The sequence below is a fragment of the Streptomyces sp. NPDC046876 genome (genome assembly GCF_040645035.1).
GTDB lineage: Bacteria > Actinomycetota > Actinomycetes > Streptomycetales > Streptomycetaceae > Streptomyces.
The window spans coordinates 1-19983 of sequence record NZ_JBEYXK010000089.1 but is presented as its reverse complement, the minus strand read 5'-3'; the positions used below and the strand labels follow the sequence as shown (position 1 = coordinate 19983).

Below are 19983 nucleotides of genomic sequence, written 5' to 3'. Positions count from 1 at the left end.
TTATCCGCAGCGCTCTCCGTAGTGCTCTCCGTGGCGCTTTCCGTGGTCAGCACGGAGGCGCCCCGTGCCCGGCCGGGGGAAGCTGTGATCACAGGGAACGAGCCCGGTACACCGCACCGGGTCGACCGGGACCCCGCGACGACAGGAGTGACCGTGACCAGCTCTTCCACCCAGGGGATCAAGACCGTGCTGCATCCCGTGTCCGACCTCGCCCAGGCCAAGGCGGTGTACGCCGCGCTGCTCGGCGTCGCGCCGCAGACCGACGGGCCCCACTACGTCGGCTTCGAGGCCGCCGGCCAGCACATCGGCCTCCTCCCGGGCGGCGGGCCGCAGGGCCTGACCTCGTCGCTGGCCTACTGGCACGTGCCGGACATCGAGGCGAAGGTCGCCGAAGTGACCGCCGCGGGCGCCACCGTCAAGGAGCCCGTGCACGACACCGGCGGCGGCCGCCTGGTGGCCACCCTCATCGACCCCGACGGCAACCTCCTCGGGCTGCTGCAGGACCGATGAGCACCCGACCCCGACCCCGACCCCGCTCCCGCGCACAGCGCCGTCGCGACACCGAGCACCGGCTCACCCACGACATCGACGTCTGGGTGGCCAGCGCCTCGGCGGACGGCGCCCCCCATCTGATCCCGCTGTCCTTCGACTGGGACGGCGAGGCGCTCCTGGCGGCCACCCCGGCGGAAAGCCCCACCGGCCGGAACCTGGCCGCCACCCGGACCGCTCGGCTCGCCCTCGGCCTCACGCGTGACGTCGTCATGATCGAGGGCGACGTCGAGGTCCTCGGCATCGACGCACTGCCGCAGCGACCGGGCGACCGGTTCGCCGCACGCACCGGCTTCGACCCGCGCTCCCTGACCACTGCGTACCGCTGGTTCCGTATCACTCCCCGCCGCATCCAGGCCTGGCGGGAGGAGAACGAGCTGGCCGGCCGCGAGCTGATGCGCGACGGTCGCTGGCTCGTCTGACCGGGGCCCAAGGGCCCTTCCCCACATCCACACATCCAGATCCTCGAGAGGGAGATCCACCATGAGCAGCACCGACCGCAGCACGTTCGACGGGTTCACGGCCGAGGAGCGGGCCGCGATGAAGGACCACGCCCAGGAACTCAAGAAGGCGGCGCGCCGCAGCTCGAAGGCGGACAAGGCGGCGCAGGAGGAGCAGGACGTGCTGGCGAAGATCGCCGAGATGCAGGACACGGACCGGGCCATGGCCGAGCGCGTCCACGCCGTCGTCACCGCCACCGCCCCGGTCCTCGCGCCGAAGCTCTGGTACGGGATGCCCGCCTACGCACTCGACGGCAAGGTGCTGTGCTTCTTCCAGAGCGCGGAGAAGTTCAAGTCGCGCTACGCCACGCTCGGTTTCAGCGACCGGGCGAAGCTGGACGACGGCCCGATGTGGGCGGCCGGCTTCGCCCTGACCGAAGTGACGGCCGAGGTGGAGGAGCGGATCGCCGCGCTCGTGAAGCAGGCGGTCAGCTGAGACGAAGCGCGCCCGGCAACGGTCCTGCGAACGTTCCCCGATGCGGTACTAGCCGACCGGTACGAGTGCATCCCACTGGTCCCGGGTCGGGCCGTCGTAGCCGGGGCTGAAGTCCGGGTGGGCGGCCAGCCAGGCGGTGACGTGCCGGTCGACCTCGTCGGTGCCGTAGGCCTCGTCCGGGGTCCGCACGAGGTGGCGCACCTGGGCCCGGGCCCTCATGACGACGGGGTCGTCGAAGGCACAGGCGCCCACTGCAGCAGCCCGCCGGTCCGGGAGTGCTGCGCTCTCGCCCTCGGCGAGGCGCTGCCCGGTGCCGCGGTCGGCCGCCACCTGCGCGTCGAACCACGGGCGCAGGGAGCGTTCCGTCCAGGCGTGGTAGCCGACGGAGTCCGCGGCGACCTGGTCGGCATGGGCGGCGAGGTACTGGGCGGCCCGCAGGCCGAGGGACACGCCGTGGCCCGAGGTTGGGTTGGTGTGGATGAGGCTGTCCCCGGCGTTGACCAGGCCGGTGACGACGGGTCCTTCCTCATCGGCGAGGGCGGTCCAGCGGTTGTCCAGGCCGGCCATCGCCAGGACGGCCGACTGCGGTTCGGGGGCCAGGTCGAGCCAGGCGGCGGTGGCGGGGAAGCGGCGGGCGGCGGCCTCGAACACGGCCGGGTCGGTGAGCGCGCCGCGGGTCGGATCGCCGGTGGAGAGCACGAGGTGCACCGCGAAGATGTCGTTGTCGGAAGGGAAGACCCCGGCGAGCGCGAACGGGGCGGCCGAACCGGTCTTCACCCGCCCGGGGTCCCGGGGGCCCTCGCCGCGCAGGCGGTACCAGCGGCACAGATAGGCGATCCCGGTGCGGTGGCTGTCGACCACCGGCGGGCGGCAGCCGGCCGCGGTCAGCCAGCGGGGAACCGGCGAGCGGCGCCCGGACGCATCGACGACGAGGTCCGCCGGGTACGTGTCCGTGCCCGCCCGCACGCCGGTGACCCGGGGAGGGCGGCCCGCCGCGAAGACCAGGCCCCGCACCCGGCAGCCCGTGCGCACGTCGACGGTACGCTCCCGCTCCACGGCCGCGGCCAGGGCGGCCTCCAGCACGATGCGGCGGGTGCGCAGGGTCACCAGCTCCTCGTCGCCGTCCCGGCGCGGCGGATGCCCGCCGAACCAGTCGAACTCGTGGTACTCCCGCGCTCCGCGCGCCAGCAGGTCCGCGTACACATCGGGGGCCTCGGCGCGCAGCACCGTACGCACGGGCGCCAGCAGCGAGTGGGGCTGCACGGCGTGCGGCACCCGGGGCCTGCGCCAGCGGAAGAAGTCCCGGTCCAGATCCTCCCCGGCCTGCCGCCCGTCCTGCTCGAACAAGGTGACCGCGTGTCCCCGCCGCCCGAGCATGAGCGCCGTTCCCAGCCCGCTGATCCCGCCACCGACCACCGCAACCCGCGCCAACTGACTCCCCTTCGCGTCGTGTTGCAGAACGACCCTACCGCCCGATGATCTTCGGTCAGGCCGCAGGGGTCGTGCGCCAGATGCCCGGGCGGATTTCGCGCCAGGTCGGGCGGGGGGAGGTGGGGGTGGTGATGCGGGTGAGCCAGCGGTCGGCGTAGGAGTGGAGGCGGGGGTCGTTCAGGGTGGTCGCCAGGTCCAGGCAGGCCGTGAAGTGGGGGCGGGCCGCGGACGGGCCGTGGGTTTCGAGGGCCACCAGGGCCAGGACCCGGCGCGCCTCCCAGGTTCCGCGCGGGTCTTCCGCGACCGCGTCCAGCGCGGGGGAGAGCAGCGCGGCCGCGCCCTCCACCGCGCCCGCGTCGAGCTGGAGGTCGGCCAGGCCCACCAGGGCGCGGCCGCGCTCGGCCGCCGCCGGGGCCGCGTCCGCGGTCAGCAGGGCCTGCTCGTAGTAGTCGCCGGCCGCCGACAGCCGCCTGCGCTGCCAGGACAGGTCGCCCAGCGAGCGCAGCAGCCGGGCCTCCGCCGCCAGGTCGCCGAGCCGCTGGGCCGCCTCCAGGGCCAGGGCGTGCCCCGCCTCCCACACCTCCCAGGAGGCGCCCGCCTCGACGAAGGCCGTCATCGCGTGGGTGAGTTCGACGGTTTCGGCCCACAGGCCGACGCGGTGCGCCGTGCGCACCACGTCCAGCAGGGCCGATTCCCGGCGGGTGAACCAGTCCGCTCGGCGCCCGGTCGAGGGTTCGGCCGTCATGCGGTGCAGGTGCCGTGCGTACGTGCCCGCCAGTCGGGCCGTTGCCGACCGGGTCCGGTCCGGCGGGGTGTGGGCCGTGAGCTCCTGCGCGGCCAGGAGGCGCAGCGGCTCGGACAGGCGCCAGTGCTCCTCCGGCTCGTCCGGTACGGGCGCCGGCTCCGCCAGGCGCTCCCGCTCCAGGGCGGCCAGTACCGTACGGGCCGCCTGCGGTGCGAGGTCCAGTACGGCCGCGGCGGCCTCCGCGGTGAACGGCCCGGCCGGCAGCAGCCCCAGCAGCCGGAACGCATCGCGCGCCGGCTCGTCCGCGGCCTCGTACGGTGCGCGCAGCCGGGCCGTGAAGTCCCGGTCGACCCGGCCCAGTTCGGCCAGCCGGCCGGGCTCGTCGCGCAGCCGCGCAGCCAGCGTCTCCGGCGTCCAGTGCGGGTGGGCGGTCAGCAGCTCGGCCGCCGCGCGCAGGGCCAGCGGCAGCCGCCCGCACAGTGCGGCGACCTCCCGTACGGCGGCCCCGTCCGCGGCGTCGGCGGCCCGGCCCGCCGCGGCGAGGAACAGCAGCCCCGCCTCGCGCGGGGCGGGCTCGGGCAGCGTCAGCACCCGCCCGGTCAGCCCCGCGGGCTCCCGGCGGGCGGTCAGCAGGGCCGCGCTGCCGGCGGTGGCGGGCAGGAGCCGCCGCACTCCGTCGGCGTGCGCGTCCGGGACCCCGTCCAGTACGAACAGCATCCGCCGGCCGCGGGTGATGCCGTCCAGCAGCTCCCGCAGCGCGGCCTCGTGCGCGGGCAGCGGGCCCTCGGCCCCGCAGGCGCGCAGCAGTCGTACGAGGAGGTCAGTAGGGGAGTTTCCGCGTTCGCGGGCTTCGAGGTCCAGGAAGACCCGGCCGTCCGGAAAGAGCGGGGCCAGCCGGTCCGCGGCGGCCAGGGCCAGGGCGGTCTTGCCGATACCGGCCGCGCCGGTCAGCACGACGGCCCCACCGGCGGGCAGGGTGCGCAGCAGCCCGCTCAGCTCGTCGAGTTCCTCCTCGCGGCCGGTGAAGTCGGCCGGAGGGGCGGGCGGCGCCTGCACGGCGAGCGCCGCGGCGGCCGAGGCCCGGGCGGCCGGTCCCGTTCCCGCGAGGGTCGCCTGCGGTGCGGTCACCCTCGATGCCGCCCCGGCCCCGGGATCGCGCGGCGCCTCCTCCCGTACGGCGTCGGCCGCCCCCGGCGTCGCCGGTACGGCCGCACCGCCGCCCACAGCCGGTGCCGCGGCCGCATCAACCGCAGCCCCCGCCGTCAGCCCCGGCGGGCGCAGCAGGGCCGTGTCGCCGGCCAGGATCCGCCGGTGCAGCTGCTGCAGCGGCCTGCCGGGCTCGATCGCCAGCTCGTCCACCAGGGCGCGCCGCACCCGGGCGAAGACGCGCAGCGCGTCCGCCTGCCGCCCGCACCGGTACAGGGCCACCATCAGGTGCGCGTGGAACTCCTCGCGCATCGGCAGCTCCGCGGTGATCTCCTGCAGCTCACCGACTAGGTCCTGGTGGCGTCCCAGCCACAGTTCGGCCCGCACCCGCTGCTCCAGCGCCGAGGTCCGCAGCTCTGCGAGCCGGCCCGCGGTGCTGTCCAGCAGGGGCCCGTGCGGGGTGTCCGAGAGCAGGGGGCCGCGCCACAGCGCCAGCGCCCGGTGCTGGAAGTCGGCCGCGGCCGCGTGGTCGCCGCGCTGCATCGCCTCGCGCCCGCGCTGGTGCAGCTCCTCGAAGGCGGCCAGGTCCAGCTGGGCCGGGTCCACGCGCAGCAGGTAGCCGGGCGCCCGGGTGACCAGGGAGTCCCGCCCGTACTCCGGGTCGGCCTCGTTCAGCAGCTTGCGCAGCTGGGAGACGTACACCTGCAGGGTGGTCATCGCCGTGCGCGGCGGGTGCTCGCCCCACAGCTCGTCGATCAGGCCGTCCACCGAGACGGTCTCGTTCGCCCGCACCAGCAGGGCGGCGAGCACCACCCGGATCTTCGCGGCCCGCGGTGCGAGGGCGGCCCCGCCCGTTCCCGGCGCGGTGACCTCCAGCGGACCCAGAACCCGAAATCGCATGCTCCCCCGCCCCCTTGGCTGTTCTGCGCTGTACTGCACTGCGCGGCTTCCCGGGGCGGCGGCATGCCGGTCCGGCGCGCACCAGCCCAATGTAGGTCGGCCGGGGGGCGGCCCGGCCGGTTCCGACCCCCTATAACGGCCCGGACCACCGGTGACCCGGCCCCTGCCCGGTGGCCGTCGACCCCTCCCGCCCCCGCCGCCCGCCCGCGGGCACCCCTTTGCCGGTGCCGCAGCCGTCCGCAAGCACTGCTTTAGGCCGCCCGGGAACCATGCCGTGGCATTGCCGGGGAAATGTCACGAGGGGGCCCGAGTTGACCGCTGGATTCAGCACGTTCACGGATCTGGTGCGCGACCGCGCCGCGAGCCGGGGCAGCGCCGACGCGCAGGTCTTCCTGCACGACGCGGGCGGCGCCGAGCACGTGACGTACGCCGAACTCGACCGCAAGGCCCGCGCGCTGGCGGTCCGGCTGTGCGAGCACGGCGCCCAGGGCCAGCCCGTCCTCCTGCTGTACCCGCCCGGCCCCGACTTCCTCAAGGCGTTCATGGGCTGCCTGTACGCGGGCGCCGTCGCCGTGCCCGCCCCGCTGCCCGGCGACCGCGGCGAGCGCCTCCAGCGCGTGTCCGGCATCCTCAAGGACACCGGCGCCCGCATGGTGCTGACCGACTCCGCCAACGCCCCCGAGGCCTCGCTGTGGCTGGCGATGGCCGGGCGCGGCGAGACCGTGTGCCTGGCCACCGACGTCGAGGACCCCGCGGCCGACCCGGCCGCCTGGCAGCCCCCGCGGACCGGTCCGGACGACCTGGCGTTCCTCCAGTACACCTCCGGCTCCACCTCGCAGCCGCGCGGGGTGATGGTCAGCCACCGCAACCTGATGGCCAACCAGGAGGCGCTGCAGCACATGCTGGGCAGCACCGAGGCTGACCGGTTCGTCAGCTGGCTGCCGCACTACCACGACATGGGCCTCATCGCGCACCTGCTGCACCCGCTGTTCCTCGGCTCCTTCTCCGTGCACCTGTCGCCGACCTCGTTCATCCGGCGCCCCATGCGCTGGCTGCAGGCCATCGGCGACTACGGGCTCACCGTGGGCGGCGGCCCCAACTTCAGCTACGACCTGTGCACCCGCCGCGTCACCGACGCGCAGCTCGCCACGCTGGACCTGTCCACCTGGCGCCTCGCGCTGTGCGGCGCCGAGCCGGTCCGCGCCGCCACCATGGACGCCTTCGCCCGCCGCTTCGCCCCGGCCGGGCTGCGCGCCGAGAGCCTCTACCCGGGCTACGGCCTGGCCGAGGCCACCCTCGTCGTCTCCGGCGGCGCCCCCGGCACCGCCCACAGCCGGCTCACCGTCGACGAGGCCGCCCTCGAGCAGGACGTGCTGGCCCCCGCCGTCCCGGGGACGGGCGGGCGCACGCTCGTCTCCAGCGGCCGGGTCCGCTCCGAGGACTTCGACGTCCGCATCGTCGACCCCGTCGGCGGCGGCGAGCTGGCCGACGGGCGCGTCGGCGAGATCTGGCTGCGCGGCGACAGCGTGGCCCGCGGCTACTGGGGCCGCCCGCTGGAGACCTCCGACACCTTCCACGGCCGCCTCGCCGGCGGATCCGGCGGCTGGCTGCGCACCGGCGACCTGGGGGCGCTGGCCGACGGCGAGCTGTACGTCACCGGCCGGCTCAAGGACGTCATCATCCTCAACGGGCGCAACATCTACCCGCAGGACGTCGAGTGGGCCGTGCGCGACATCAGCCCGGCGCTCGGGGCCGGCCACGGCGCCGTGTTCACCGTGGAGACCGACCGCGAGCAGCTGGTCGTCGTGCACGAGGTCCGCGCGTCGGGCGCCGACGCGGACCGCCTCCAGGAGCTGGTGCACCGCATCCAGACCCTGGTCGGCCGGGACTTCGACGTCCCCGCCGGCACCATCGTCCTGGTCCGGCCGGGCACCCTGCGGCGCACCACCAGCGGGAAGGTCCAGCGCAGCCTGATGCGCAAGCTGTTCCTCGAGGGCCGGCTGTCCCCGCTCTTCGAGACCGTGGACCCCGCCGTCCGCGCCCTGACCCACCCGCAGAGCCTGTACGCCTTCTCCCCGGGCCGCGAAACCGCCCCGGACGGCGCCCGATGAGGGTGCCGCAGGCCCCGCGGCCCGCCGCCCCGGCACACACCCCCGCCGCCGCGGCGGACCCGGCCCGCCCGCACGGCCCCCGCACCGCGGCCGCCCCCGGCACCATGGACGCCCCCGGCACAGTGGACGCGTACCCGGCGGCCGCCACCGCACAGGCCGCGCAGGCCGCCGCCGACGAGCGGGTCGCCCGGCTGGAGGCCCTCCTCGGGGACCCCGCCGACCCCGCCAACCCCGTCGGCCACGACGCGCTGCTCGCCGCCGACCGGCGCGCCGTGCCCAGTGCCGACGGCGAGGCGCTGCTCGACGGGTTCGGGATGAACCGCGAGTACGTGCCCACCTCCCTCGGCGGCCGCTTCGACTCCGCCGAGACCCTGCTGCGCCTGATGCGGCCGGTGTTCCGCCGCGACGTCGCGCTCGGCGCCGGCTACGGCATGACCTCCTTCATGGCCGCCAACGACGTCTGGATGCACGGCAGCCGCGCCCAGCGCGACTGGCTCGCCGGCCGCATGCTGGCCGGCTCCCGGGCGGCCATCGCCCAGCACGAGACCGCCCACACCAACGACCTCGTCCGCAGCCAGGTACGGGCCGCCCCCGCCCCGTCCGGCGGCTGGACCGTCACCGGCAGCAAGCCCGTCGTGCTCAACCTGCACCGGGCCGACGCCCTCGTGCTGTTCGCCCGTACCGACGACCGCCCCGGCTCCACCGCCGCGCACTCCGCGCTGCTGCTCGACCCGCACACCCTGCCCGCCGACCGCTACCGCGTCACCCGCCGCCCGCCCGCCCTCGGCCTGCGCGGCTGCTTCTTCGCGGGCGTCGAGCTCGACGCGTGCCCGGTGCCCGACCACGCCCTGCTCGGCGCCGCCGGCACCGGCGTGGTCACCGCCCTGCGCTCCTTCCAGGTCAGCCGCACCCTGATGGCCTCCCTGTCGGCGGCCGCCGTGGACACCGCGCTGCGCACCGCCGTCCTCGTCGACCACTCGCAGGGCCCCGGCCGGGCCGGCCGCGCCCCCGTCGACCCGCAGCACACCGCCGCCACACTGACCGGGGCCTTCACCGACCTCCTGATGTACGACTGCCTCGCCGTCGCCACCACCCGGGCCCTGCACCTGCTGCCCGCCGAGACGAGCGTGTACTCCTCGGCGGTCAAGGCCCTGCTGCCGCGCATCCTCAGCGGCACCATGTACGACCTGACCACCGTCCTGGGCTCGGAGGTCTACACCCGCGAGGGCACGGTCGGGATCTTCCAGAAACACGTCCGCGACGTGCCCGTGGTCAGCCTCGGCCACGCCGGGACCGTCGCCTGCCAGGCCACGATCATCCCGCAGCTCACCGCCCTCGCCGGGAACTCCTGGTTCCGCACCGCCGAGGCCCCGGCCGAGCTGTTCCGGCCCGGCGCGCCGCTGCCCGCGTTCGACTCGGCCGCTCTGGCCCTGGCCGGCGGCCGCGACAGCCTCAGCGCCACCCTCGCCGAGACCGCCGCCCTCTCCTTCGGCACCAGCCCCGCCGAACGCACCCTGCACACCCTGGCCGGCCGGCTCTGCGCCGAGCTGGCCGAACTGCGGGCCCGCGTCCTCGCGCTGCCGCCGCCCGACTCGGGCACGGCCGTCGGCCCGGCCTGGTTCGCGCTGACCGACCGCTACGTCCTGGTGCTGGCCGCCGCCGCGGTCCTCGGCGTGTGGCGGCACAACCGCGGCGGCCCCGACCCCTTCCTGGCCGACCCCTCCTGGGCGGCGGCCGCCCTGCACCGCCTGGCCCGGCGCCTGGGCACCCCCGTGCCCGAGCTTCCGGCCGAGTGCACCGCCCGGGTGCACCAGGAAGTCCTGGCCCGCTTCGGCGACCGCCGCAGCTTCGACCTCTACAACACCCCGCTGGCGGGCTGACCGTTCGCCCCGAGACGCCCGAAGACACCCCGACAGCGACAGCACAAGGAGCCCAGGAATGCACACCTCCCCGCCCCTGCCCGCCCCGGCCCGGCACGCCCTCGTACCCCTCCAGCAGTGGGTGACCGCCCGCATCGCCGTCTACCTCGACCGGCTGCCGGAGACCATCGACCCGCACGTGCCGCTCGCCGAGTACGGCATGGACTCGGTGTGCGCGCTGAGCCTGTGCGGCGACATCGAGGACGTCTTCGGCCTGCCGCTGGACCCGCAGCTGGCCTGGGACCACCCCACGGTGGCGGCGCTCGCCGGCCAACTGGCCCTGCACGGCGCGGTCCTGGCCCCGGAACACCGGCGATGACCCCCGTCGCCGTCGTCGGCATGGACTGCGTCTTCCCCGGGGCGCCGGACGCCGACGCCTTCTGGGAGCTCCTGATGCGCGGCGGCGACGCCATCGGCGCCCTGCCCGCCGCCCGCCGGGACGGGGCCGGCTTCGACGACGCCGTCCACGGCGGGTTCCTGGACGACATCGCCGTCTTCGACAACGATTTCTTCTCCATCGCCCCGCGCGAGGCCGCCGCCATGGACCCGCAGCAGCGGCTGCTGCTGCAGTGCGCCTGGCGGGCCCTGGAGGACTCCGGCCGGGCCGCCGCCACCCTCGCCGGCAGCGACACCGGCGTGTTCGTCGGCGTCATGGGCAGCGAGTGGGCGCAGCTGCACATGGGCGACTACGCCCGCGTCACCCCCCAGCTCGGCGCCGGCAGCAGCACCGGCATGATCGCCAACCGGATCTCGTACCACCTCAACCTCAAGGGCCCGAGCCTGGCGGTCGACACCGCCTGCTCCTCCTCCCTCGTCGCCGTCCACCTCGCCGTCAACTCCCTGCTGTCGGGGGAGTGCACCACGGCGCTGGCCGCCGGCGTCAACCTGGTGCTGACCCCGGCGCTGGGGCTGGTCTACCGGCAGATGGGCCTGGCCGCACCCGACGGCCGCTGCAAGCCCTTCAGCGCCGACGCCGACGGCATCGGCCGCAGCGACGGCGCGGGCGTCGTCGTCCTGCGGCGCCTGGAGGACGCGATCGCCGACGGGCAGCGCGTCTACGCCGTCATCCGCGGCACCGCCGTCAACCAGGACGGCCGCAGCAACGGCGTCACCGCCCCCAGCCGCTGGTCCCAGCGCGAGGTCGTGGCCGCCGCCTGCCGCCGCGCCGGCATCACCCCCGAGGAGGTCCGCTTCGTCGAGGCCCACGGCACCGGCACCGTCCTCGGCGACATCATCGAGTGCGCCGCCCTCGGCGAGGTGCACGGCGTACCGCGCGAGCAGCCCGTCGGGCTCGGCTCCGTCAAGGGCAACATCGGGCACACCGAGGGCGCCTCCGGCATCGCCGGCCTGATCAAGACCGCCCTCGCCCTGCACCACCGCATCGTGCCCGCCAGCCGCTTCGCCGCCCGCGAGAACCCCCAGCTGCGCCTGGCCGAACGGGGCCTGCGGCTGCTGGGCGCGCCCGTACGGCTGCCCGCCGGCGAGGTCGTCGGCGGCGTCAGCAGCTTCGGCATGGGCGGCACCAACGCCCACGCCGTCCTCGCCACCGCCCCGCGCACGGCCCGCACCGCGGTCCGCCCGCTGTCGGGCGCCCCCGCCCGTAGGCAGGCCCCCGTCGGGGTGTTCACCGTCTCCGGCGACACCCCCGAGGCGCTGCGCCGCAACCTCGCCGCCCAGGCCGACGTGCTCGCCCGCCGCCCGCGCGGGGACGCCGCCGCCGTGTGCTGGTCCAGCAACCGGGTCAAGGCCGGCCTGCCCTACCGGGCCGCGTTCACCGCCCGCGACACCGCCTCCCTCGCCGCCGCCCTGCGCACCGCCGCCGAGGACGAGCGGCTGCGCGCCGGCATCGCCGAACGCGTCCGGCACGCCCCGGTCGTCGCCTTCCTCTACACCGGGCAGGGGGCCCAGGAGCCCGGCATGAGCGCTGCTCTGTACGGGCAGTCGCCGCTCTACCGCCGCCACCTCGACGCCGCCGACGAGGCGCTGCGCCCGTACACCGGGGGCTCGGTGCGCGAGCTGATCCTCGCCGAGGACCCGGCCGTGCACACCACCCGCTGGGCCCAGCCCGCGCTGTTCGCCGTCGCCCACGCGCTCACCGCCACCCTCGCCGACCTGGGCGTCGTCCCCGACGCGGTGCTCGGCCACAGCATCGGCGAGTACCCGGCCGCGGTCGCCGCCGGGCTCCTCGACCTCGACGCGGCGGCCCGGCTCGTCGCCTCGCGCGCCCGCCACATGGACCGGCTGCCCGAGGGCGGCGGCATGCTCGCCGTACGGGCCGGGCAGGACGCCGTCGCCGGACTGCTCGCCGTCGAACCGGAGCTGGCGCTCGCCGCCGTCAACGGGCCCGCCGACACGGTGCTGTCCGGGCCGCGGGACGCGCTCGCCCGGGCCTCGGGCGTGCTGCGCGTACGCGGCATCGACAGCCGCGAACTGCGCGTCGGCCACGCCTTCCACTCCCCGCTGATCGCCCCGGCCCTGCCCGGCTTCCGGGCCGACGCCGAGGAGGTCCTCGCGCAGGCGCCGCCGTCGGCGCCCGCCCGGATCCCCTTCGCCTCCACCTTCCGCGGCCGCGTCCTGGGGGAGGAGGCGCCGGACGCCGCGTACTGGGCCGAACAGGCCGCCGCCCCGGTGCGGTTCGCCGACGCCTTGGGCGCGCTGGTCGCCGAGACCGGTGCGACCTGCCTGGTGGAGATCGGCCCGCTGCCGCAGCTCGTGCAGCTCGCCGGGCGGGCCGGGCTGCCGTCGGGCACCCGGCTGCTGCACCCGGCCCCCGGGCGCGGTGCGGGGGCCGCCGAGCTCGCGCAGACCCTGGCCGACCTGTACCGGGCGGGCGTGGAGCCGTCCTGGGACGAGCTGTACGAGCCGGGGCACCGCAGGGCGGAGCGGCTCGCCCCGTACGCCTTCTCCACCGAGCACCGGTTCTGGCAGCAGCCGGCGGCCCGGCCGGCCGCGGCAGGGGCCGGCGGTGCGGGCGCTGGAGCGGGTGCCGGTACGGGCGCCGGTGCGGAGCCGGCCGCGGGCGGCGGGGATGTGCTGCCGGCCGCCGCCGTGGACGCCGAGCGGGATCCGGTGCTCGCCGCCGTGGTCGAGGCCGTCGTCCAGGTGGGGGAGTACCCGCGCGAGCGGGTCGACGCCGGGGCCAGGTTCTACGAGGACCTCGGGTTCGACTCCGTGATGATCATGCAGCTCAAGGACCGGATCGAGACCCGGCTGCCGCAGGCCGCCGGCATCACGGTCCAGCAGCTGCTGCCCGCGCTGCGCTCGGTGGGCACCCTCGCCGAGTTCGTCCGGGAGTGGATCACGGTGGGAGCCGCCATATGACCTCGCAGACCGTCACCGCACCCCTGTTCCACATCGCCGGCACCGGGGCCGCGCTTCCCGGCGCGCCCGTCGACAACACCGTGATGGACGAGGTGTTCCACCTGAGCGAGGAGTGGATCGACGCGTTCGTCGGCACCCGCACCCGCCACTTCGGCTGGGACCCGGTCACCGGCGCCGCCACCCACAGCCTCGCCGACCTGTGCGCCGAGGCCGCCGTACGGGCCCTGGACGCGGCCGGCCTGGAGCCGGCGGAGCTGGACTTCCTGGTCCTGACCACCGCCACCCCGGACACCCTGCTGCCCACCACGGCCACCGAGGTCGCCGACCGGCTCGGGCTGAACCACCTGCCCGCGTACCAGCTCCAGGGCGGGTGCGCCGGAGCGGTGCAGGCCCTGGACGTGGCCCGCGCGCTGCTGGCCGGGGGCCACCGCACCGGGCTCGTCGTCGGCGGGGACGTCACGGCGCGCTTCCTGGACGCCGGCCGGGACGTGGCGGGGCTGTCCTCCCAGGAGCTCGTCAACTACGTGCTGTTCGGCGACGGCGCCGGGGCCGCGGTGGTCAGCGCCGGGCCGCTGGGGGAGGGCGTTGCCGTCCGCAGCCTGCTGAACCGTTTCACCGGCCTGGGCCGGCCTGCCGGGCAGATCGTCGACTGGCACGGAGCCGCCCGCCCCGACCCGGACCGCCTGATGATGTTCGAGGACTACAAGGCCATCGAGGCGCAGGTCCCCGCCCTGGCCGGCGAGATCCTGTGGGAGCTGCTGGAATCCACCGGGTGGCGCGCCGAGGAGCTCGACTTCCTGCTGCCGCCGCAGCTGTCGGGCCGGATGACGCAGCGCATCGTCGAGGGCCTGTACGCCCCCGCCGCGCGCGAGATCTCCTGCGTGGCCGAGACCGGCAACACCGGCAACGCCCTGCCGCTGCTCCAGCTCGACCGGCTCCTGCCCGAGATGACCCCGGGGGCCAAGGCCGTGTCCGTGGTCGTCGAGTCCAGCAAGTGGATCAAGGCCGGCCTCACCCTCGAGAAGCCCCGGGAGGGCCAGTGACGCCCCTGACTGCGACGGCCCTGACTGCGACGGCCGCGACGGCTGCCCCGCTCGCCCCGACTGCTGCCCCGACTGCTGCCCCTGCTGTTGCCGGTGCCGGTGCCCGTGCTGCCGGAACGGTGGTCGAGCGGTTGCGGGCGCTGCGCGACGCAGGGCTGCTGGGGCCGGAGTGGCCCCGCGTGCCCGGGCTGCTGGCCGAGCTGCTCGACGACGGCGAACGGGAGCCGGCCGCGCTCACCGACGACCTGCTGCGGTGCGGGCGGATGCTGGCCGGGGTGGACGCCGACGAGGTCCTGGCCCGCCACCCCGGGACGGCAGCCGTCACCGTCGCGCTCACCGGGCACTCCACCGTGACCCCGCTCGGCGACCCCCTCACCGCCGAACTCGCCCGCCACGGCCTGCTCACCCGCCTGGTCACCGGCGACTTCGGCGGCTGGCTGCGCGACCTCACCGACCCCGGCGGCCCGCTGCGCCAGGCCCGGCCCGAGCTGACCCTCTGCGTCCTCGAGGCCGACGCCGTCTTCGGCGCCCTGCCCTCCCCCTGGGACGTGCCCGACGTCGAGGAGGCCTGCGCCCGCCTGCTGGAGCGCCTCACCGCCGTCGCCGCCGCGCACACCGCCCACGGCACCGGCGCCCTCGTCCTCACCACCCTGCCCCTGCCCGCCCGCCACCCCCGCCGGATCACCGGCCTCGGCCGCCGCGCCCTGCTCGGTGCGGTGTGGCGGGAGTTCAACGCCCGGCTGCTGCGCCTGACCGCCGACCACCCCGGCCTGCACGTCGTCGACCTCGATCCGCTCATCGCCGCCGCCCAGGGACCCGCGACCGACACCCGCCTGGAGCTCTACGCCCGCACCGCCTTCGGCCCGCACCTGTTCGCCGCGCTCGCCCGCGAGGCCGTCCACGTCCTGCGCGCCCGCCGCGGCATGGCCAAGAAGTGCCTGGTCCTCGACCTGGACCGGACCCTGTGGGACGGCGTCCTCAGCGAGGACGGCCCCGACGGCATCGCCCCGGGCGGGGGCCTGCGCGGAGAGCCGTACGCGGCCCTGCAGCGCACCGCGCGGCAGCTGGCCGCGCAGGGCGTGCTGCTCGCCGTCAGCAGCAAGAACGACGAGGCACCCGTCCTGGACGTGCTGCGCGACCACCCCGACATGGTGCTGCGCCCCGACGACTTCGTACGGATCAACGCCAACTGGGAGCCCAAGGACGGCAACCTCCGCGACATCGCCACCCGCCTCGGCATCGCCGCCGACGCCCTCGTCCTCGCCGACGACTCCGCCGCCGAACGTGCCCTGATCCGCCGCCACCTGCCCGGCACCCCCGTCGTCCCGCTCAGCGCCGACGAGCCCGCCCTGCACGTCGAACGCCTCCTCGCCGATGGCTGGTTCGACACCCCGCACACCACCGACGACGACCGCCACCGCACCGGCCAGTACCGCCAGGCCGCCGCCCGCGAGGAGCTGCGCGAGCACACCGGCTCCTACGAGGACTACCTGCGCGAGCTGGAGCTCGAGGTGCGCATCGCCCCGCCCGAGCCCCGCGAGCTCGACCGCCTCGCCCAGCTCACCCTGCGCACCAACCAGTTCAACCTGACCGGCGAACGGCTGCCCCCCGAGGCCGTCGCCGAGCTCGCCGCCCGCCCCGACCGTCTGCTGCTGGCCGTGCACCTGCGCGACCGGTTCGGCGACAGCGGGCTCGTCGGCGCCCTGTTCACCCGCAGCGCCGCCGACGGCAGCCTGCACATCGACAACATGCTGCTCAGCTGCCGGGCCCTGGCCCGCGGAGTCGAGCACGGCGCGCTCGCCGCGCTGCTGCATCACGCCAGGGACCGGGGCGTCCCCGCGGTCCACGCCCGCTACGTACCCACCCGCGCCAACGGCCGCGTCCGCGACCTGTACCCCTCGCTCGGCTTCACCGAGGAGCCGGCAGGAACAGGAGCGGGAACAGGGGCGGGAACAGGAGCCTGTGACACCGCCCCGGACGGGCTGCGCTTCGCCCACGACCTGGCCGAACCGCCCCCCGTACCGGCCCATCTACGCCTGCGGGCCCGCTTCACGCCCACGCCCGCCGGATCCGACGAAGGAGACAGCACATGAGCGGCTCCGACCGCACGGCGGACCTCGCGGGGTTCCTGGACCTGCTCCGCGAGGAGCTCGGCCTGGACCTCACCGTCCAGCAGGCCGCGGCGGACTTCGACACCCTGCCCGCCTGGGACTCGGTGCACCTGCTGCGGCTGGTGATGCTCCTGGAGCAGGACACCGGCCGCCGTGTCCCGGTGGCCGCCGTCCTGCGCTCCCGCACCCTCGCCCAGATCCACGCCCTGGCCCACGGCGAGCGGACCCCGGCATGACGGCAGCAGCGGGCACGCCCGTCGCGGCGGCGCTCGGCGACCCCATCCCCTTCGGCCCGGGCGGCGCCGACCCGGCGGCCGTCCGCGCCGACCTGCGCGCCCACGGCACCGCGCTCGTCCACGGCACCCTCGCCGACTGGCGCCCCCGCCACGGCGGCGAGGAGGCGCTGCGGGCCGTGCTCGGCCGTGACTACGCCCGCTACCTCGACCTGTCCCACCCCGAGATCCGCGAGCGGTACGCCGCCTCGCGGACCCTGCTCAAGCACGCCGCGGCCGCCGCCCTGCACGCGGACGCGGCGGACCTGGAGTTGATGTACGGGCCGACGGGGCGGCCGTACCTGCGCGGCTGCGACCAGATCGACATCAGCCTCAGCCACACCGAGGACCTGCTGCTCGTGGGTTTGACCACCCGCGGCCTGGTCGGCGTCGACGCGGAGCGCGCCGACCGGCGCCTGTACGCGGGCGGCCTGGACCGGCACATCTGCACCCCGCACGAGCGGCTGCGGCTGGCCGAGCTGCCCGAGCAGGAGCGCAATCCGCACCTGGTGCGGCTGTGGACGCTGAAGGAGGCGTACAGCAAGGCGATCGGGCAGGGGATGCAGTTCCGCTTCACCGAGTTCGGCTTCGGGCCCGACGGGAAGCCGACCCTGGTGCACCGCCCCGACGGCACCGCCGGCGCGGGCACCGAGTGGACCTTCCGCACCCTCGCCCTGGAGGGCCGCGGCGGCGGCGCCGGCTACCGGGTCAGCGTCGCCGTGTACGACGCGGGCTTCGGCCGGACCCTGGACACCGAGGTCACCACGATGCTGGACGTGGAGGCCGCGGCCGCGATCGAGGACGCACTGCGCAGCCGGCCCGCGCCGCGCACCGCCCCCATGGGGGTCAGCGGTCCTCGGCCACCGTCGTACGGGCCTCCAGGACCGCCCGTCCCGCCTGGGCCAGCGTCAGGGTCAGCGGAACCAGCCGCCGTCCCCGCGGGTCCAGCCCGGCCGGGCCCGTGACCACGGCGGCGCGCAGCGGCAGGTCGGCCTCGGCGTAGCCGCGGAAGTGCAGCTGCAGCGCAGCCGGCGCCAGCCGCTCGGTCGGGGCCCCGCCCGTACGGTGCACCGCCAGAAGCGAGGCCTGGCGTACGGTCTCCAGCAGCATCGGGGAGGAGGCGTGCGTGTCGGCGGGGGAGCTGCCCGGCCACCGGCGCGGCGGGCACACCTCGGCCGTCAGCCGGCCGTCGCCGCTCGCGGCCGCGCCGCGCAGCAGGACGTGCGCGGGGTCGGTGCGCCCCACTTCCGCGGGGGCGACGGGCCGGCCCCCGGGGACCTCGGCCGGGGCGCTGCCGGAGCCGGCGGCGGCCGCTGCCTTCAGGGTCGCCGTCCGGCTGCTCTCGCGGTGGTTGCGGTGCAGCAGCGGCGGCAGGAACAGCAGATGGGCCGAGCCGTGTCCGGCGTCGGCCCCGTCGATCTCGTGGCGGACCGTGAACTCCAGGGCGCGCGGCACCCCGTCCAGGACCTTCTCGGCGGACACCCGCACGTGGGAGGTGAGCTCCGCCTCGCCGGGACCCCTGCGCCAGGCCTCCAGGTCGCCCGCGTCGAGGGCGAACCGGTAGAAGATGCCGGTGCGGTCGGCGGGCACCCGGAAGTGCTCCTGCCCGATGACCTCGCCCACCTCGCGGAGCATCTCGGCGGCCGCCTGCAGGTCGTGGAAGGCCCCCGGTGCGGCGGTGCCGCCCAGCGGGTGCGGGCCGGGGAGCGGTCCGGTGAGGACGAACTCCTCCTCGCCGGCCCCCGGTCCGGCGGACCGGCCCGGCCGGTGCACCAGGTGGCGTGCGGCGGTGGTCGTCAGCGGCCAGGGGGCCACCGCGGTGCTCTCCATCGCCGCCTCCCTCAGGAGGGAGTGCGTCCTTCGCCTCCCGTCAGGACAGCGTGCCGCGCCGGTCCGGGCCGGAACCAGCCCGTGCCGTTGGCAGCTTGCTGACTGTCACCTATTGCCCCACCGGCCACGCGCGTTTGCGTCAGCCGTGGTCAGCCGTGGTGGTCCAGGAGCCCCGTCTGGGCGACGTTGACGCCGGCCTGGAAGCGGCTGGTGGCCTCCACGTCCAGCATGATCTGCGATATGTAGCGCCGGCAGGTGCGCACCGACATGCCCAGGCGCCGGGCGACCAGCTCGTCCTTGTAGCCCTGGGCCATCAGCCGGACGATGGACCGCTTGAGGTCGTCGGTGACCTCCGGGGTGTCCTCCGCGTCCGCGGTGAACTGCGTGGCCCCCGACCACAGGTGGTCGTAGACCTTGCACACGAACGCCACGAGCGTGGGCTCCCGCACCACGACCGCGCCGGGCTTGCGCCCGACCACGTGCTGCTCGGGCAGGAAGGCCACCTCCCGGTCGTAGATCACGATCCGGTCGATGAGCTCGTCGGTGGTCCGCACCTCTGCGCCCGCCTCGGTGACGGCCTTCACGTAGGCGGTGGTGGCCAGGTCCCGGCGGACGGTGTGCTGGTACAGGTGCCGGACGCGTACACCGCGCTCCAGGCGCTGCATGGTGTGCGGCCGGGCCTTGGCCATGGCGGAGGGCGTGCGGGGGCCGCCGGGCTGGGCGGTGAGCACCTCGCTGCGGCAGCGCTCGCCCCACTCGTCGAGCATCGCCTGCAACACCTCGACGTCGCTGATGACGTCGAACGCCTCGGCCTGGTTGCGCTGCTGACGGCTCTCGAAGTAGGCGGGCAGCAGGGACCGCATCCGGGTTCGTACGTCGGACACCGCCTGCTGCAGCTCGCGGATGTGGCTCTCGGTGGCCCCCACCAGGTCGGTGGCCGCGGCGTCCGGGCTGACGGGCACGAGCAGGTCGGGCTCGCCGGGCATGGGGCGCAGCAGGCTCAGCGCAAAGAGGACCTGCTCAACGGCCCTGGCCTCCTCGATGCTGGTTCCCAAGGACGCCGCGATCTCCTCCGGGACAAAGCGGCCGAGCAGGACGGCTTTGCGGTAGGCCAGGGCGCTGCTGTCGTCCAATTCGGCGAAACCAGGAACAGAGAGGGCGCTTTCAGGCATCGTGCGTTACTCCCCCGGTGTGGCGAACTTGTTGTCAGGCCACTTTACGTCATCGGGTTTGCCTTGGATTCGATTCCCCGGGGTCGCAAGGTAGTGCCCAAGAGCGCAGCACTGACACGGGGGTTTCGATGGGCACGACGGCAGTTCGAAAGATCGTGACCGGGGTTCTGGTTGTCGCCGGATTCCTCGGTACGGCAGGGGTGGGCGTCTCGGAGGCGGCCCCGGCGCGCGACGGCGGCGTGAGCGCGACGGCCGGGCACACGATGGTTTCGGATGCAACGAAGTCCCGGCACGACGACGAGCGGTGGGAGTGACCGCAGAAGTGACCGGGCGACGGACGGCGACAGGGGAGCAAGGCGTGCGCGACGATCAGTGGACGTGAAGAAGGGCCGGCGGCGGACCGAAGGGTCCGCCCGCCGGGGGGAGTGTGCGGGCCGGGGCGCGGGGGGCGGGCGGCCCGAGTTGGACGGGGATGTGGGTCGGGCGGTGGGGGGGGC

Annotated in this window: 16 protein-coding genes; 12 read left to right on the top strand and 4 right to left on the bottom strand. The window is 75.6% G+C overall.

Annotated elements, in window-relative coordinates:
• Nucleotides 1-153: 153 nt before the first annotated feature.
• The 3 genes from ABZ924_RS30860 to ABZ924_RS30850 all read left to right on the top strand — a co-directional run bounded on the left by ABZ924_RS30860 (nt 154) and on the right by ABZ924_RS30850 (nt 1485).
• On the top strand, nt 154-510 hold the full coding sequence (locus ABZ924_RS30860) for a VOC family protein (protein WP_361916985.1): 357 nt from the start codon (nt 154-156) through the stop codon (nt 508-510).
• Nucleotides 507-971: a pyridoxamine 5'-phosphate oxidase family protein gene (locus ABZ924_RS30855; protein ID WP_361916982.1), complete on the top strand. Its 465-nt coding sequence runs from the start codon at nt 507-509 to the stop codon at nt 969-971. Before ABZ924_RS30860 ends, ABZ924_RS30855 begins: the two co-directional genes overlap by 4 nt.
• A 61-nt stretch (nt 972-1032) precedes the next feature.
• Complete coding sequence (locus ABZ924_RS30850; protein WP_361916979.1) at nt 1033-1485, top strand: DUF1801 domain-containing protein; 453 nt, start codon at nt 1033-1035, stop codon at nt 1483-1485.
• 48 nt (nt 1486-1533) lie between these two features.
• On the opposite strand, the gene ABZ924_RS30845 is transcribed toward ABZ924_RS30850, so the two are convergent.
• Nucleotides 1534-2916 (bottom strand): FAD-dependent oxidoreductase, encoded by a 1383-nt coding sequence (locus tag ABZ924_RS30845; protein ID WP_361916976.1) that lies wholly within the window; start codon nt 2914-2916, stop codon nt 1534-1536.
• 55 nt (nt 2917-2971) lie between these two features.
• On the bottom strand, nt 2972-5707 hold the full coding sequence (locus ABZ924_RS30840; RefSeq protein WP_361916973.1) for an AfsR/SARP family transcriptional regulator: 2736 nt from the start codon (nt 5705-5707) through the stop codon (nt 2972-2974).
• Nucleotides 5708-6018: 311 nt separating this feature from the next.
• Between ABZ924_RS30840 and ABZ924_RS30835 the strand changes: the two genes are divergently transcribed.
• Genes ABZ924_RS30835 through ABZ924_RS30800 form a run of 8 tightly spaced genes read left to right on the top strand, consistent with a single transcriptional unit; the run spans nt 6019 to nt 17449 of the window.
• Nucleotides 6019-7818 (top strand): fatty acyl-AMP ligase, encoded by a 1800-nt coding sequence (locus ABZ924_RS30835; protein ID WP_361916970.1) that lies wholly within the window; start codon nt 6019-6021, stop codon nt 7816-7818.
• A complete protein-coding gene (locus ABZ924_RS30830; protein WP_361916967.1) occupies nt 7815-9698 on the top strand; it encodes an acyl-CoA dehydrogenase in 1884 nt (627 codons plus the stop codon). Before ABZ924_RS30835 ends, ABZ924_RS30830 begins: the two co-directional genes overlap by 4 nt.
• 58 nt (nt 9699-9756) lie before the next feature.
• The gene (locus ABZ924_RS30825) at nt 9757-10056 is read left to right on the top strand and encodes an acyl carrier protein (RefSeq protein WP_361916964.1); all 300 of its coding nucleotides are present in this window, start codon (nt 9757-9759) and stop codon (nt 10054-10056) included.
• A complete protein-coding gene (locus ABZ924_RS30820) occupies nt 10053-13058 on the top strand; it encodes a beta-ketoacyl synthase N-terminal-like domain-containing protein (RefSeq protein WP_361916962.1) in 3006 nt (1001 codons plus the stop codon). The genes ABZ924_RS30825 and ABZ924_RS30820 overlap by 4 nt, the downstream gene beginning before the upstream one ends.
• A complete protein-coding gene (locus tag ABZ924_RS30815; RefSeq protein WP_361916959.1) occupies nt 13055-14101 on the top strand; it encodes a 3-oxoacyl-ACP synthase III family protein in 1047 nt (348 codons plus the stop codon). Before ABZ924_RS30820 ends, ABZ924_RS30815 begins: the two co-directional genes overlap by 4 nt.
• Nucleotides 14098-16194 carry an HAD-IIIC family phosphatase gene (locus ABZ924_RS30810; RefSeq protein ID WP_361916957.1) on the top strand — a complete coding sequence of 699 codons (2097 nt, stop codon included), beginning with the start codon at nt 14098-14100 and terminating at the stop codon, nt 16192-16194. The genes ABZ924_RS30815 and ABZ924_RS30810 overlap by 4 nt, the downstream gene beginning before the upstream one ends.
• Entirely contained in the window at nt 16191-16448 is a 258-nt protein-coding gene (locus ABZ924_RS30805) for an acyl carrier protein (protein ID WP_361916954.1), read from the top strand. Before ABZ924_RS30810 ends, ABZ924_RS30805 begins: the two co-directional genes overlap by 4 nt.
• Complete coding sequence (locus ABZ924_RS30800; RefSeq protein WP_361916951.1) at nt 16445-17449, top strand: 4'-phosphopantetheinyl transferase superfamily protein; 1005 nt, start codon at nt 16445-16447, stop codon at nt 17447-17449. Before ABZ924_RS30805 ends, ABZ924_RS30800 begins: the two co-directional genes overlap by 4 nt.
• Here ABZ924_RS30800 and ABZ924_RS30795 read toward each other — a convergent pair.
• Nucleotides 17331-18314, bottom strand: coding sequence for an AfsA-related hotdog domain-containing protein (locus ABZ924_RS30795; protein WP_361916948.1), 984 nt, complete (start codon nt 18312-18314; stop codon nt 17331-17333). The two genes, ABZ924_RS30800 and ABZ924_RS30795, sit on opposite strands and share 119 nt — an antisense overlap.
• 149 nt (nt 18315-18463) lie before the next feature.
• The gene (locus tag ABZ924_RS30790; RefSeq protein ID WP_361916946.1) at nt 18464-19486 is read right to left on the bottom strand and encodes a hypothetical protein; all 1023 of its coding nucleotides are present in this window, start codon (nt 19484-19486) and stop codon (nt 18464-18466) included.
• Nucleotides 19487-19614: 128 nt separating this feature from the next.
• On the opposite strand from ABZ924_RS30790, the gene ABZ924_RS30785 reads away from it, so the two are divergent.
• Nucleotides 19615-19800, top strand: a complete 186-nt coding sequence (locus tag ABZ924_RS30785) for a hypothetical protein (protein ID WP_361916943.1) — start codon at nt 19615-19617, stop codon at nt 19798-19800.
• The last annotated feature ends 183 nt before the right edge of the window (nt 19801-19983 follow it).